Source organism: Rothia sp. HMSC062H08 (assembly GCF_001810775.1).
In the GTDB taxonomy this organism is placed as follows: Bacteria; Actinomycetota; Actinomycetes; order Actinomycetales; family Micrococcaceae; genus Rothia.
Genome location: NZ_KV802671.1, coordinates 50,437 through 65,229 on the forward strand (window position 1 = coordinate 50,437; position 14,793 = coordinate 65,229).

A 14,793-nucleotide genomic window follows, 5' to 3' on the forward strand; every position below is an offset into this window, starting at 1 on the left:
TAGAACCACTACCCACAACCTCCGACTACCCGAATACCCTCTAGGAGACCCCCCCAATGACCCAGGCAGATTACGCCCACCGCGACCGCATCACCCTCACCGGCATTACGGCCAAGGGCTACCACGGCGTGCTCGACTTTGAGAAGCGCGACGGCCAGCCCTTCGTCGTGGACGCGACCCTGTACAGTGATTTTTCCGCCGCAGCCGCCACGGATGACCTGACGAAGACCACGAACTACGCGCTCGTGGTTGACCTGATTCACCGCCACGTGACGAACGGTTCGCTGGACCTGATTGAGACCCTTGCGGTGAACATTGCCGAGGGTATCCTTGCGATGTTTGAGCTTGTGGAGGCGGCGGAGATTACCGTATCGAAGCCGCAGGCGCCGATTGAGTTGCCGTTCGGTAACGTTGCGGTGAGCGTGTTCCGTGAGCGTGCCGCGGAGCGTGTCGTGGAGGGCGGCCGCTAGTGGCTGGCACCCAGACAACCGATACGCAGAAGCCCAACACCCTGAAACACCGCGCGGTGCTGGCGTTGGGCTCGAATCTGGGCGAAAGCGAAGACACCCTGGAGCGTGCCGTCGCCGACCTGGTGGCGGGCGGCGTGCAGCTGGTGCGCGCCTCCGGGCTGTACCGTACCGCCCCGGTGGGTGGCCCGGTGGGTCAGCCGGATTTCGTGAACGCGGTCATTGAGGTGGCCACTGACCTGGGCGCCTACGAGCTGCTGAAGCTGTGTAATGCGGTGGAGGCGGCGCATCACCGTGAGCGCCTGGTGCGTTGGGGCCCGCGCACCCTCGATATTGACGTGATTGACTATGACGGCGTGATCTCTGAGGATCCGGTGCTGACTTTGCCGCATCCGCGGGCGCAGGAGCGTGCTTTCGTGCTGGTGCCGTGGGCGCAGATGGACCCGCAGGCACACTTGACGGTGACCCGGCGTGCGGAGCCTTCGGGGGAGCGGCCGGATGAGGTTCCTGCGCCGCTGAGCCGCGAGGTCGTGAACGTTGCGGAGCTGTCCCGCACGCTGCTTGGGGCGGATGAAGACGCTATCAGCTATATGCGTGAGATGCAGGTACCTGATCAGCCTTAAATGTGGCACTCTGGAAGGTAGAGGAACCTACCGAAAGGAAACACCATGAAGCCCCTGAGTTATCGGGCGATTATTGTGGCGGCTGTGTGCGGTGCCGCTGCCGCTCTTATGGTGAATTCCGTGATGATTGGCGCCGGTTTTGGTGAGATGAATTTTTCGTGGATGCTCGGCGCGGTGTGCCTGCTGGTTGCGGCGGGTGCCGTGTGGCTGGGTGTGCAGGTGGCTCGTTATCGTCGTATTCAGACGCGTGAGAAGGTGCCGCATATGGGCCCGATTCTTGCGGCGCGTGCGGTGGCGTATGCGCAGGGTTCCATCATGACCGGTGCCCTCTTGACGGGCTGGTGCGCTGCGATTCTTGGTTACCATGTGGCGATGGTGTCTGTGCGCGGTTTTTCGGTGGTCTTTTGGGAGGTCCTTGTTAATTGTGTGGGCAGTGTTGCCCTGCTGATTGCTGGGCTATGGGCTCAGCATTGTTGTCGTATTCCGCCGGAGGATGATGAGGATGCGGCCTCCTCTTCCGGTGCTGTAAAGCCGCGAGAGGGAGGAACCTATGTCGGCTCCTAACCAGAATAGTTATTCGCCAAATGGTCGGTACGGGCAGGACGCTCAGAACGGCCAATACGGTCAGTATGGGCAGAGTCAGCCCGGTCAGCCCGGTCAGCAGGGTCAGTACGGGCAGAACCAGTATGGGCAGTACCAGCAGGCGGCTTACGGTCAGCCTGGTGCCCAGCATGGACAGCAAACCCAGCATGACCAGCAGGCGCAGTATGGACAGCAAGCACAGTACGGTCAGCAGGTTCCGCCGGCTGCCGCGTACCCGAACGCGCCTCAGCAGGCACCTTCTCAGCCTGCGCAGCCGGTAAGCCCCCAGCCGGTTACCTCGCAGCCCGTGCCGGAGCCGCAGTGGGTGCCCGCCGCCTCCGGCTACCTGACGGTTCGTTTTGTTCACACTATTTCTGCTTTGGTGTTCCCGATTCTTGCGGGTGCGGCTTTGTATTGTGCGGGTGCGTTCTTTGGCGGCCCGGAGGTGCTACGCATCGTCGGCCTGGTGGTGGTCGCGGTGTTTGGTCTGTGGGGTCTGTGGTGGATTCTGACCACTCCGCGCCGTACTCGTGCGCTCGGCTACGCGCTGGAGTCGAATCATCTGATGGCTCGCCGCGGTATCGTGTTCCGTTCGATGAGCTCTATGCCGTACGGGCGCATCCAGTATGTTGATGTGGATTCTGGTCCGCTGGAGCGCATGTGCGGTGTTGCCCGCCTGACGGTGCGCACGGCGGGTACGACCACTGGCACGATGGTGCTGTTCGGTATTCCGCTGAACGTGGCGGAGGAGCTGCGTGCGGATCTGGTGCGCCGCGCCGATGAGCGAATGGCGGCACTCTAATGAGTACCCCGGTTCCGAATAATAACGCCCCGAACTCTCAGGAGCAGAAGTGGTGGCGTGCCGATATTCGCACGTTCATCATGAACCTCTGGTTCATTATTCTGTTGGCGTTTGGTTTCTTCCAGAGCATTATCCTGAATATTTTGACCACCCCGCCGAACGAGTGGGGCGCGCGCCTGACGCAGGCATTTGATGAGAACAGCAGCTACTTCAGCGCAACGTACTCGCAGCTTATAGGCTTCGCCGTGCTCGTGCTGATTCTGGTTGCTGGCTCGATTGACTGGTGGTTTACCCGCTACAGCCTGGACGATTTGGCGATTCACCGCCGTAGCGGTTTTCTGTTCAAGAAGAACCGCACGATTCGCCTGGAGAGCGTGCAGAGCGTGGACATTTCGCGTCCTCTGGTGGCGCGCCTGCTGGGTGTGTCGGAGCTTCGTTTTGAGGTGGCTGACGGCTCTTCGGAGGCGCTGCACATCAAGTACGTTTCCGCCCGCAAGGCGGAGGTTCTGCGCCGTACCGCGATGGCGAGCATCAACCTGTTGCGTTCGGAGGCGGCGGGCCGCCCGGTCGACGTGCTGCCCGAGAGCATGCAGATTTCGGCGGAGCGCATGCCGGACGCGGATCAGCTGCATCAGCCGTTCGAGGCATCTTACGAGGCGTCCTATGGTGCGCCCGTACAGAGCGGCACCCAGCCCACTAATCAGCAGATGGCACCTCAGCAGGGCGGCTACTCGCAGCCCGCACCCGAGCAGGGCATCCAGCAGCCCGGCGCATCCCGCCGCGGCGCTCGCATGCCGATGCCGGTCGCGGCTGACCCCTCGCAGCCGCCGATTTTCCGCATCTCGAATGTGCGTCTGATTGCCTCCATCATGCTGGAGCACCTGGTGTGGCTGGTGCCCGCCGTGGCCCTCATGGTTGGCATTGCCGTCTTCGCCGCGATCATGGGTGGCGAGAGCCCGTTCCTGATTTTCATGGCGTTGCTACCCGGCACCTTCGTACCGCTGCTTGGTTACTTGGGTACGTTGTGGGCACGTTTTGACGGTGCCGCGAACTTCAAAATCACCCCGAGCGGTCAGGGTGGCGTGACCCTGCGCTACGGTTTCACCGGCACGCACACTCAGAACGTGATGGTTGAGCGTATTCAGGCACTCGCCGTGGAGCAGTCCATTCTGTGGCGTGCGTTCGGCTGGTACCGCATCAAGATGACCATTGCCGGTATCGGTATTGAGAAGAACGACAACCAGAAGGTTGTGACCCGCAATGTTGCCCTGCCGGTTGGCAATAAGCAGGAGACGCTGATGGTGTTGCGCCTGCTGTTGCCCGCCCTGGATGAGGTGCAGGCGCAGGTGCTGCTGGATACCGCCAACGGTTCACTGAAGAGTCAGAAGCCGCAGGTTCCGGCAATGATTGTGACCCCCTCTTCGGCGCGCTGGATGGACCTGCTCACCTGGAAGCGTAACGGCGTGACCACGGTCGGTTACACTGCCGGTTCGGTGCAGGCGACCACCCGCATTGATTCTGATGCGGCGCGTTCGAGCGTTGGTGAGCATACGCGCGGTGACCTGCTGCTGATTCGTGGCGGCTACTTTATCCGCACGCTGTCGATTGTGCCGGTCAGCCGTGTGCTGAGCGTGAGCCGAGGCCAGGGTCCGCTGCAGCGTGCCTTCGGATGTGCGAGTGTGCATTTCGGTACGGTGCCCGGCCCGGTACGCACGCTCATGATGCACTTGCCGCCGCGTATCTGCGAGGATTTGGTGTGGTTGATGACGGTTCGGTTGGAGGGTATTGAACCCTACTACCGCGTACCTGAGCCGGTACTGAGCGGACGCCCCTAAGCCAGCCCGCTAGCTAAGCTAACCCGCCAGCTAAGCGGGCAGCAAAACTACAGAACGCGCCCTGCCGTCAGTGTTCTTCGTGACACCGGCGGCAGGGCTGCCGTGAAAGGGAGAATATACTTAAAGCCGTGATACAGCATTCAAAACCTGCGCGTTTAGGCATTGGAATTATTTCCGCCGGGAGGGTCGGCGCCGTCCTCGGTGCGGCTTTGCGCGCCTGCGAACACACGATTGTGGGTGTTCATGCGGTGTCTGAGGCTTCTCAGGAGCGCGCCGCGATGCTGCTTCCCGATGTGCCGCTGCTGTCGGTGGAGCAGATTGCCGAACGTAGCGAATTGCTGATTCTTGCGGTTCCCGATGATGAGCTGCCGGGTCTTGTCACCTACCTGGCGTCCTCGGGGAGTATCACTGCCGGACAGATTCTGGTGCACACCTCCGGTCGCCACGGCACCGAGGTTCTCGCACCGGCGACCGCGCTGGGCGCTATAGGTTTGGCGATTCACCCCGCTATGACGTTTACCGGCATGTCCGTGGACCTGCAGCGCCTGAACGGCACCTGCTTCGCCGTGACCGGACCGGCGCCGTTCATCCCGATTGCTCAGGCACTCGTGGTGGAGATGGGCGGCGAACCCGTGCACGTTGCCGAGGCGGACCGGGCACTCTACCACGCAGCCCTGGCGCATGCCGCAAACCACCTCGTGACCATCCTGGGTCAGTCCCAGCAGATGCTCGCATCCATCGGTATTGAGGACCCGGCACGCTACATGGGGCCGCTCGTTCGAGCCGCCGTGGACAATGCGCTCGCCAGCGGTGAGGGGGCTCTGACCGGGCCCGTCGCACGCGGAGACGCAGGTACCGTGAAGGCTCACCTTCAGGCTCTGAATGAGTATTCAGAGCATGAGAAAACAGGTGATATTACAGACTCTTATGCCGCTCTGGCACACGCAACCGCAAAAAGAGCGCATAATAGAGGTTTGTTAAACGATGAACAACTGGGACGAATTGAGGATCTGCTGGGTGAGTCTTCGGACCGCAACCACCCCGGCGATATTGATGATTCAGCCCCCGAAAACAAGGAGTTCTCGTCATGACTGAGACTTCGATGCCCCGAGTCGTGACCACCATTGCGGAGTTCCGCACGGCAATCACCGAATCTCTTGCCGCAGCGCAGGAGGAACTGGACCGGGCAGCCCGCCAGGAGGCGGAGCAGAACGGCACCGCAGTTCAGTACCAGAACGCATCCCTGGGCTACGTGCCCACCATGGGCGCCCTGCACGACGGCCACGCAACCCTGTTGCGTCGCGCCGCTGAACAGAATGATGTAGTGGTCGCCTCCATTTTTGTGAACCCGCTGCAGTTTGGCCCCGGCGAGGATTACGAAGCATACCCGCGCACCCTGGAGGCAGACGCTGCCCTGGCTGGTGCCGCCGGTGTTGACATTATTTTTGCCCCCGAGGTTGAAGAGATGTACCCCGACGGTGACCCGCTCATCCGCATTTCGAGCGGCGAGCTGGGCACTAAGTTTGAGGGTGCGACCCGTCCGGGCCACTTTGATGGCGTGCTGGCCGTGGTCAATAAGTTCTTCAACATTATTCGCCCCGCAGCCGGTAACCACCCGGTGAATGCGTACTTCGGTCAGAAGGACGCTCAGCAGTACATCCTGATTCAGCGTATGGTGCGCGATTTCAACCACGACGTGACCTTGCGCCCTGTGGCGATTGTTCGCGACGATAACGGTCTGGCGCTGTCTTCGCGTAATGGCTACCTGTCGGATGAGGAGCGCGAGTCTGCCCTGGTGCTGTCCCGCACCCTGGCGATGCTTCGTGAGAATTCGCTGAACCGTGGCTTCCACGAGATTGATTTGGACGGTGCGCGTGAGCGTATCAACTCCACTCCGGGTGTACGCCTTGACTACCTGGAACTGGTCGACCCGATGACTTTCGGTGAGCCGACTGAGGAGTCGGAGCGAGTGCTGGCACTGGTTGCTGCGTTCGTTGGCCCGACCCGCCTGATTGACAACATGGACCTGCGCTAAGCGTTCGTTCGTTTAGAAGAGTCCCCAACACACTACACAGATAGGTATCACTGTGAGCACTGAGCACACTGCCGCACCGGCGATTGCTGATATGTCCGAGCAGATGCAGATTCGCCTGGAAAAGCGTGCGAAGCTGATCGAGTCGGGTCGCGAGGCATACCCGGTGGGTCTGCTGGATTCTGAGGGTAACCGCGTGGAACCCAACCACATTGAGGATCTGCGCGCCGAGTACGATCCGAAGCTGGCTGCTGAGGAGCTGAAGGCTGGCGACGAGACTGACCGTGTGGTGCACGTTGGTGGCCGCGTGGTGTTCGTCCGTAACACCGGTAAGCTGTGCTTTGCGACCCTGCAGGGTGGTACCGAGGGCAAGCGCATCCAGGCGATGCTGTCGCTGGCTGAGGTTGGCGAGGAGTCTCTGTCCGAGTGGAAGTCCCTGGTTGACCTGGGTGACCACGTGTTCGTGACCGGCCGCGTGATTGTTTCTCGCCGTGGCGAGCTGTCCATTATGGTGACCGATTGGAAGATGGCGTCGAAGGCGCTGCGCCCCATGCCGGTTCTGCACAAGGACCTGAACGAGGAAACCCGCGTTCGCCAGCGCTACCTGGACCTGATGGTTCGCGAGGAGGCTCGCGAGCTGGTGAAGAAGCGCGCCCTGATTACCCGCACCGTCCGCCGCGTGCTGGAGGATCACGGCTACATTGAGGTTGAGACCCCCGTTCTGCAGCTGGTGCACGGTGGCGCGACTGCTCGCCCGTTCCGCACCCACCTGAACGCTTTTGATCAGCCGATGACCATGCGTATTGCCACCGAGCTGCCGCTCAAGCGCGCAGTGGTGGGCGGTATTGAGCGCGTGTACGAGATTGGCCGCGTGTTCCGTAACGAGGGTGTGGACTCGACCCACAGCCCCGAGTTCACCACCCTGGAGTGCTACGAAACCTACGCTGACCAGTTCGTGATGGCTGAGCGCATGAAGGAGATTATCCAGAGCTGCGCGAAGGCTGTCGGTACTGAGCGTATTGAGACTGAGAACGGCACCATCGACCTGTTCGGTGAGTGGAAGTGGGTTGGCGTGTACCCGGGCCTGTCCGAGGCTGTGGGCGTTGAGATTACCCCCGAGACTGACGCTTCGGTTCTGCGTGAGATTGCTGAGAAGCATGAGGTGGACATCGACCCGAAGTGGGACGCTGAGAAGCTGGTGACCGAGCTCTTCGGTGAGATTGTTGAGCCGACCCTGGTGAACCCGACTTTCGTGTACGATTACCCGCCGAGCGCTCAGCCGCTGGCGCGTCCGCATCGTTCCGGTGAGCCTCTGATTGAGGCGTGGGACCTGATTATTGGCGGTATGGAGCGCGGTACCGCGTTCTCCGAGCTGATTGACCCGGTCATTCAGCGTGAGCGTCTGACCGCTCAGTCGCTACTGGCTGCTGCCGGTGACGATGAGGCGATGGAGCTGGATGAGGACTTCCTGCGCGCCCTCGAGCACGGTGCACCCCCGATGGGTGGCCTGGGCCTGGGCATTGACCGTCTGATTATGCTGCTGGCGGGCGATCAGGATCCGGAGCGTCCGGGTACTGTGGTGCGTCAGCCCGGTATTCGTGAGACTATTCTCTTCCCCCTGATGAAGCCGGAAGCCTAAGCTTTAGCTTCACCTGTAGGGTTTCTTTAACTTTGCCTTTAGGGGTGTGAGTGCGGCGGGTGCCGCGGATACGCTTGTATCTGCGGCACCCGCCGTTTTCTGTGCGCTCTTTTGCACGGTGTATAGCTTCTGGGGTGGGGTTTTCTGTTTGTTTGCACAGGTCAGGGGCTTTTAAAGGGAGTTTTCGTTCTATCCTGGTGCTGATTTATGCTGCTCTATTCACTCTGGCAGATGCTTCTGTTCTTGTACACAAATGTGTTGTGCGGAAAAGAATGAGGTGCTGGGATAGGGGTAGAATTTCGCTTTTGAATATCGTAGGAATGCCTGGAGTGAATAGCGTATTGTAGGTGTCCGTGTGGGTGGTGTAATTCCTGTAGATTGTTGGTAGCGCCGGGTCGCGTATTGTTCGATATTGTCCCCAGAGTGAGTGCCGGAAGAATCCAAAGTATTTGCACTCTAAACTTCACTTTAATGTTCTTGTAGCGAGTGCAGATTTAACGGGGATGAACAGAAGCGATATATCGCTGCGGGTGATTGGCGTATTGTTTCAACGCTCAGAATATTTTCGGAATCTTTAATATATTTCTGTTACTATATGAAAGAAAATTAGTACATAAATATATCCGGCACACTATTTTCTCAATCCCGATAGAGGCTTTTGGGTTTACTCCACAGGATATATGCAACAGATGAGGAGGTGCCTCAATGGCACAGAAGGTTCGCATCATTCTTGAAGACGATCTCGATGGCGGCCCCGCAGACGAAACTATCCGTTTTGGCCTGGACGGCGCTCACTACGAAATCGATCTGTCCTCCGCAAATGCAGCTCGCCTGCGTGACGCTATCCGCCCCTTCGTAGCGAAGTCTCGCCGCGTTCAGGGTACCGCTACCCAGCGCACCCGTGCTCCCCGTGGTACCGCTGCTCCGGTTAAGCGCAACCCCGAGACCGCAGCAATTCGCGAGTGGGCTAAGGCTAACGGCCACAAGGTTTCTGACCGTGGCCGCATCCACCAGGATGTTCAGGACGCATACTACGAAGCAATGAAGGCTCAGGACTAAAAGTTCTAAGTTATTGCGCGTAACCGGAGGGGCTGGCTCCCCCGGGAACAAAAGGCGGACGGTGTTATCACCGTCCGCCTTTTGTTTTACCCTCTGCGGTGTGTGTTGATATGCGTTGCATATCTGTTTTTTTGGGGGTGGGGGGGGAGTGAGGGGGTATTTTTACCCCCAATTCCAATTAACTATTTACATGTAAAATATATTGATCCTTTGCTGATGCCCGCTTCTGAATTATTAGGAGGAAGAGTGGGGAATCGGATACGCAATCTGGTGTCGAGGTTGGGTTCCTCATTTAGGTTTCATGCATCGGCAGGAAGGCTAAAGGTGTTGTTGCATTAATCTCTTCGGTGCGGTTGTTATGTGCCGTTGTTGTGCGCCGAGATATTCCCTCTGTAAGAGGTACAGAGCGCACCCTGAATAGAGTCGAAAATAATAAGCACCCTACCTATGTGTCGACGCGGGGATTTCCTCTGATGTCGAGATGATTATCGGATGGAATTCTGACGCAGATCGCCTGAAGATTATGCGGAAATATATACCGGAAATGGTGCCGTATATATTTTTGCGAATTATTGAAATTTCTCACTTAAACATATAAATTTTTAAAAATTTCTGCAATATATTCACGCGCGTGCAGAAAACATGCGGTTTGGGTGTTGGTCTGTGTGGCTTCTTTTGGGTTCTTCTCTTCCGTAAACCCGTGTATCGGCACTGTAGACCCTCGGAACCCACTTGTAGCACCTTCCCGCGGTACATCCGACGGTAATATGCGCACACTCTGCACAGGCAACCCCGGCAAAAGCAGCCAGCATCGGCAAAAGCAGTCAGCACCGACCGGGCGGCACCCATCCACCTTCAGGTAGGCTCACCTGCGTGAGCTAGACCCCTCAAAACCACCACTCCCGAACCCCGCCAGAAGCCCCGAAACCACGCCTAAACCGCCCCTAGAACGCCCCGAACAGCTCATCTGTTCTCTTGATGGCGAACAGACGCCCATCAGCCCGCCCTTTCAGCCGCGCTCAACGTACTCTTGTATCAATAGGAAAATGCAAGGAGTGCGTAAATGTTTGAACGCTTTACCGATCGAGCTCGGCGCGTTGTGGTGCTTGCCCAGGAAGAGGCACGCATGCTCAACCACAACTACATCGGTACCGAACACCTTCTGCTCGGTCTGATTCACGAGGGCGAAGGCATCGGTGCCCGCGCCCTGGAATCATTGGGCGTTACCCTGAACGCAGTACGTGAACAGGTTCAGGACATCGTCGGCCCCGGCCCCCAGGCGCCTAATGGCCACATCCCCTTCACCCCGCGCGCGAAGAAGGTTCTCGAACTGTCCATGCGCGAGGCTATTCAGCTGAACCACGGCTACATCGGCACCGAACACATCCTGCTGGGCATGGTTCGTGCAAATGAGGGCGTGGCAAACCAGGTGCTGGTCAAGCTGGGCGCTGAGCCCGCTGCCGTGCGCCAGGCCGTTATGGACCTGATTTCCGGTTACCCCGGCAACAACTCCGGCGATAAGGAAACCGCCGGCGTGGGTGCGGGTAACTCTCGCGAAGGCACTCCCGCGGGTTCGACCATCCTGGATCAGTTCGGCCGCAACCTCACCGCAGCAGCACGTGAGGGCGAGCTGGACCCGGTCATCGGCCGCCACAAGGAGATGGAACGCGTCATGCAGGTCCTCTCCCGCCGTACCAAGAACAACCCCGTGCTGATTGGTGAGCCCGGCGTCGGTAAGACCGCCGTCGTGGAGGGCCTGGCACAGGCTATCGTGCACGGTGACGTCCCCGAAACCCTCAAGGACAAGCACCTGTACACCCTGGACCTGGGCTCCCTGGTCGCAGGTTCGCGCTACCGCGGTGACTTTGAAGAGCGCCTGAAGAAGGTTCTGAAGGAAATTCGCTCCCGCGGCGACATCATCCTGTTCATTGACGAGATCCACACCCTCGTCGGTGCAGGTGCCGCAGAGGGCGCAATTGACGCTGCCTCCATCCTCAAGCCCATGCTGGCTCGAGGCGAACTGCAGACCATCGGTGCAACCACCCTGGACGAGTACCGCAAGCACATTGAGAAGGACGCCGCCTTGGAGCGCCGCTTCCAGCCGATTCAGGTTGATGAGCCCTCCCAGGAGCTCGCCGTGCAGATCCTCAAGGGCGTGCGCGATAAGTACGAGGCACACCACCGCGTCACCATTACCGACGAGGCCATCGAGACCGCCGTAAACCTTGCGGCACGCTACATCTCTGACCGCTTCCTGCCGGATAAGGCTGTCGACCTGATTGACGAGGCGGGCGCACGCCTGCGCATCAAGCGCATGACCGCACCCCCGGAAATCAAGCTGCTTGACGAGAAGGCAGCCAAGCTGCGCCAGCAGAAGGAAGACGCCATCAACTCCCAGGATTACGAGAAGGCCGCAGGCCTGCGTGATCAGGAGCAGAAGGTCCTGGCTGAGAAGGAAGAAGCCGAGAAGGCATGGCGCGAAGGCGGCGACGCATTCGGCACCGTGACCCCCGAGGTTATTTCTGAGGTTCTGGCCGCTTCCACCGGTGTTCCGGTCTACAAGATCACCGAGGAAGAGTCCAGCCGCCTGCTGACCATGGAGCAGGAGCTCCACAAGCGCGTTATCGGTCAGGAGCACGCTATTGCGGCACTGTCCCGCGCTATCCGCCGTACCCGCGCAGGTCTGAAGGACCCGCGCCGTCCCGGTGGTTCGTTCATCTTCGCCGGCCCGACCGGTGTGGGTAAGACCGAGCTTGCCAAGGCTCTTGCCGAGTTCCTGTTCGGCGATGAGGATTCGCTCATCACCCTGGATATGTCCGAGTACCAGGAGAAGCACACCGTCTCCCGTCTGTTCGGTGCGCCTCCCGGCTACGTTGGCTACGATGAGGGCGGCCAGCTGACCGAGAAGGTCCGCCGCAAGCCCTTCTCCGTGGTCCTGTTCGACGAGGTTGAGAAGGCTCATGCCGACCTGTTCAACTCGCTGCTGCAGATCCTGGAAGACGGTCGCCTGACCGACTCGCAGGGTCGCGTGGTGGACTTCAAGAACACCGTCATCATCATGACCACCAACCTGGGCTCGCGTGACGTGAACCGCCGCATCCCGGTTGGTTTCCAGGCGATGGATGACACCGCAGCCGACTACGAGCGCATGCAGGCACGCGTGATGGAGAACCTCAAGGAGCACTTCCGCCCCGAGTTCCTGAACCGTGTGGATGACATCATTGTCTTCCCGCAGCTCTCCGAGTCTGAGATTCTGCAGATCGTGGACCTGTTCGTGGGTCGCCTGGCTAAGCGTCTGGCGGAGCAGGATATGTCCATTGAGCTGACTAATGCTGCGAAGGTTCTCATGGCGGCTAAGGGTTACGACCCGTCCATGGGTGCTCGTCCGCTGCGCCGCGAGATGCAGCGCAACATTGAGGACGCCCTGTCTGAAAAGATCCTCTTCGGCGACATCAAGCCCGGTGAGAAGATCACCGTGGACGTTGAGGGCGAGGGCGACTCCGCGAAGTTCGTCTTCTCTTCTCAGCCGATGAAGGAGCTGGCTCTGGACTCGGTGCAGGAGCTGAACGAGGGCGAGTCTTCCGAGGCTCCCGCTGAGACTCCCGCAGCTGAGGCACCTGCCGCTGAGGGTCAGGGCAACGACTAGGCTCTGGAATAAGCTCTAGGTAGCTAGGCTTTAGCGCACTAAACGCCTGTGGGGCGGTACCGGAATCATCCGGTGCCGCCCCACAGGCGTTTCTATGCTTTTGGGAGGCTCCAGGAGCTCCTCTGCGGCGGGTACTAGAGCGAGACGAGCACACTATCGCCCTGCGTGACTTCGCGGGCGAGAGAGTCCGCCAGCAGCCCCGCGTAGCAGCGCTGCAGCTGCTCGGTGGCGGGGGAGAGGGCGTACAGCGCCTTCAGTGGACGATGCACCGCGGCGGGTGCATCAGCCGGGAACGTAAAGTCTGGCGAAGAGGCTGCAACGGGTGAAGAGGTCGTATCGCCAGCCGAGGCTACACCCGCACCTACTCCCGCACCCAGGATGAGCTCGCGATTCACCGGCTCATGTGCCGCACGCAGCACCGCCATGACCGCACCGCGCACCTGGCGGTCCGTGCCGTGCCAACTCTGGCCCTTGGGGGTGTAGTCCGCCTCCGGCTTGCCCGCCGCAACCCAGGCGCACAGATCCTCCACCGGGCACAGTTCGCAGGTCGGGGACTTTGCCGTGCAGACCAGCGCACCGAGCTCCATGGTCGCCGCATTCCACAGGCAGGAGGTGGGGGTATCGGCGGGCATGAGCGCCTCCGCCAGGCGAGTCTCAGCCGCCGTCAACGAACGCGAGGGTAGCGCCTTACCGGATACCGCACGGGCGTGCACGCGGCGGATATTCGTATCAATGACCGTGGCGCGCAGACCGAACGCGAACACGCTAATCGCCGCCGCCGTGTAAGAACCTACGCCCGGCAGAGCCAGCAGCTCCTCGTAGTCGGCGGGAACCTTACCGCCGTGCTGCTCCACAATCGCCACAGCGGCACCGTGCAGACGCTGCGCGCGGCGCGGGTAACCCAGGCGGCCCCAGGCGCGCACCGCCTCCGAGGCGGGCTCGGCGGCAAGGTCGGCGGGGGTGGGCCAGCGGCGCATCCACTCCTCCCACACGGGTAGAACGCGTTTGACGGGGGTCTGCTGCAGCATAAACTCGCTGACCATCACGCCCCAGGGGGTGCACTCGTCACGACGCCACGGCAAATCGCGTGCCTGGTCGAGGAACCACCCGTTGATTCGGCGGTGGAGCGCCTCGGTATTCGTGCCTTCGGGCAGGGCCGGTTCGGGGCGTGTGCGTGCGGTGCGGTTGGGCTCTGAGGTCATCCGAAAAGCCTACGCCACAGGGCATATATTCCCAAAACTGCATGAACAGAGTTCACTGTGAATCTCAGGGTTAAACCCGGTATCCTTAAGGGTATGTCTGAAAATGGTCCCGTTCTGCCTCCCGAAGTCTACCGCCGCCGTCGCATCGTGGCGGTTATTGCTCTGCTCGCTGTCATTCTGCTGTTGGTCGCTGGCGTGACCTCCATGGTCGGCATGATTAACGGCAAGAAGGACGCCACTGTAGCCTCCACCGCGACGCCTTCCGGCGCGCCCTTCCAGAGCTTCAGCGCTCGCCCCTCCGAAACTGCTTCGGCCACCCCGTCCGCTAGCGCGACTGCCTCTGCAACCGCGTCGGCTACTGCTTCGGCAACCCCCTCGGTGACCGCTTCTGCGGCACCCACTGCAAGCGTGACCACCGCCGCGGCGACCCCGACTACCCCCGCACCCTCGGTGACCACTGCGGCTGTTGTTGCGGCGTGCACCGCGAACGACCTGAAGGTGACCGTCACCCCCACGAAGCGTACCTTCGCAGCCGGTGAGCAGGTGTCCTTCCACGTGACCTACACGAACTCCTCGAAGACCCCCTGCGCTGTGGGTGGCGAGGGCGCGAACACCGGCGTGGACCTGAACATCACCTCCGGTGCGGCTCAGGTGTACACCCGCAGCCTGTGCGCGGCGACCGCCGTTCAGAAGTCTGAGGTGGCCGCAGGTGCCGAGGGCGCAACCGACCTGGCGTGGGACCGTAAGATCAACGTGCTGGGTTGCTCCTCCGCTTCGGCCGCTCAGAAGGGTTCCTACTGGGCTGCGGTGACCGTCAATGGTGTGAGCTCGGCTCCGGTGAACTTCGTGATTCAGTAGTTCACTTCTATAGTTTTCGCCCCCGTGCGGGCGTGAGAAGCCCCCGTG

General features: G+C 60.5%; 12 protein-coding genes. 11 read left to right on the forward strand and 1 reads right to left on the reverse strand.

What is annotated here, in order from left to right:
- Positions 1–56 precede the first annotated feature (56 nt).
- The 10 genes from folB (at position 57) to HMPREF2765_RS07075 (ending at position 12,685) form a co-directional block, all read left to right on the forward strand.
- Complete coding sequence (gene folB / locus HMPREF2765_RS07030) at positions 57–470, forward strand: dihydroneopterin aldolase (protein WP_012902770.1); 414 nt, start codon at positions 57–59, stop codon at positions 468–470.
- Positions 470–1,090: a 2-amino-4-hydroxy-6-hydroxymethyldihydropteridine diphosphokinase gene (folK, locus tag HMPREF2765_RS07035; protein ID WP_049349892.1), complete on the forward strand. Its 621-nt coding sequence runs from the start codon at positions 470–472 to the stop codon at positions 1,088–1,090. Before folB ends, folK begins: the two co-directional genes overlap by 1 nt.
- Positions 1,091–1,135: 45 nt before the next feature.
- Positions 1,136–1,654: a DUF3180 domain-containing protein gene (locus HMPREF2765_RS07040; protein ID WP_012902773.1), complete on the forward strand. Its 519-nt coding sequence runs from the start codon at positions 1,136–1,138 to the stop codon at positions 1,652–1,654.
- Positions 1,641–2,474: a PH domain-containing protein gene (locus HMPREF2765_RS07045; RefSeq protein ID WP_049352733.1), complete on the forward strand. Its 834-nt coding sequence runs from the start codon at positions 1,641–1,643 to the stop codon at positions 2,472–2,474. Before HMPREF2765_RS07040 ends, HMPREF2765_RS07045 begins: the two co-directional genes overlap by 14 nt.
- The gene (locus tag HMPREF2765_RS07050) at positions 2,474–4,309 is read left to right on the forward strand and encodes a PH domain-containing protein (RefSeq protein ID WP_070604953.1); all 1,836 of its coding nucleotides are present in this window, start codon (positions 2,474–2,476) and stop codon (positions 4,307–4,309) included. The genes HMPREF2765_RS07045 and HMPREF2765_RS07050 overlap by 1 nt, the downstream gene beginning before the upstream one ends.
- Before the next feature lie 128 nt (positions 4,310–4,437).
- Positions 4,438–5,400: a Rossmann-like and DUF2520 domain-containing protein gene (locus HMPREF2765_RS07055; protein WP_070604956.1), complete on the forward strand. Its 963-nt coding sequence runs from the start codon at positions 4,438–4,440 to the stop codon at positions 5,398–5,400.
- Positions 5,397–6,344, forward strand: a complete 948-nt coding sequence (gene panC / locus HMPREF2765_RS07060; RefSeq protein ID WP_070604959.1) for a pantoate--beta-alanine ligase — start codon at positions 5,397–5,399, stop codon at positions 6,342–6,344. Before HMPREF2765_RS07055 ends, panC begins: the two co-directional genes overlap by 4 nt.
- 52 nt (positions 6,345–6,396) lie before the next feature.
- Complete coding sequence (lysS, locus tag HMPREF2765_RS07065) at positions 6,397–7,980, forward strand: lysine--tRNA ligase (RefSeq protein WP_005504365.1); 1,584 nt, start codon at positions 6,397–6,399, stop codon at positions 7,978–7,980.
- Positions 7,981–8,685: 705 nt separating this feature from the next.
- Positions 8,686–9,039: a histone-like nucleoid-structuring protein Lsr2 gene (locus HMPREF2765_RS07070; RefSeq protein ID WP_070604962.1), complete on the forward strand. Its 354-nt coding sequence runs from the start codon at positions 8,686–8,688 to the stop codon at positions 9,037–9,039.
- A 1,063-nt stretch (positions 9,040–10,102) separates the two neighbouring features.
- Entirely contained in the window at positions 10,103–12,685 is a 2,583-nt protein-coding gene (locus HMPREF2765_RS07075) for an ATP-dependent Clp protease ATP-binding subunit (protein WP_070604967.1), read from the forward strand.
- A 134-nt stretch (positions 12,686–12,819) separates the two neighbouring features.
- Here the strand turns inward: HMPREF2765_RS07075 and HMPREF2765_RS07080 are convergent, their stop codons facing one another.
- Complete coding sequence (locus tag HMPREF2765_RS07080; protein ID WP_065423848.1) at positions 12,820–13,887, reverse strand: HhH-GPD family protein; 1,068 nt, start codon at positions 13,885–13,887, stop codon at positions 12,820–12,822.
- A 93-nt stretch (positions 13,888–13,980) separates the two neighbouring features.
- Here HMPREF2765_RS07080 and HMPREF2765_RS07085 point away from each other — a divergent pair, with 93 nt between their 5' ends.
- Entirely contained in the window at positions 13,981–14,745 is a 765-nt protein-coding gene (locus HMPREF2765_RS07085; RefSeq protein ID WP_070604970.1) for a hypothetical protein, read from the forward strand.
- Positions 14,746–14,793 lie beyond the last annotated feature (48 nt).

Coding starts and splice junctions, on each gene's coding strand:
- HMPREF2765_RS07070 (WP_070604962.1), top strand. CDS start 8,686: ATGGCACAGAAGGTTCGCATCATTCTTGAAGACGATCTCGATGGCGGC.
- HMPREF2765_RS07085 (WP_070604970.1), top strand. CDS start 13,981: ATGTCTGAAAATGGTCCCGTTCTGCCTCCCGAAGTCTACCGCCGCCGT.
- HMPREF2765_RS07045 (WP_049352733.1), top strand. CDS start 1,641: ATGTCGGCTCCTAACCAGAATAGTTATTCGCCAAATGGTCGGTACGGG.
- HMPREF2765_RS07040 (WP_012902773.1), top strand. CDS start 1,136: ATGAAGCCCCTGAGTTATCGGGCGATTATTGTGGCGGCTGTGTGCGGT.
- HMPREF2765_RS07080 (WP_065423848.1), bottom strand. CDS start 13,887: ATGACCTCAGAGCCCAACCGCACCGCACGCACACGCCCCGAACCGGCC.
- panC (WP_070604959.1), top strand. CDS start 5,397: ATGACTGAGACTTCGATGCCCCGAGTCGTGACCACCATTGCGGAGTTC.
- HMPREF2765_RS07050 (WP_070604953.1), top strand. CDS start 2,474: ATGAGTACCCCGGTTCCGAATAATAACGCCCCGAACTCTCAGGAGCAG.
- HMPREF2765_RS07075 (WP_070604967.1), top strand. CDS start 10,103: ATGTTTGAACGCTTTACCGATCGAGCTCGGCGCGTTGTGGTGCTTGCC.
- folB (WP_012902770.1), top strand. CDS start 57: ATGACCCAGGCAGATTACGCCCACCGCGACCGCATCACCCTCACCGGC.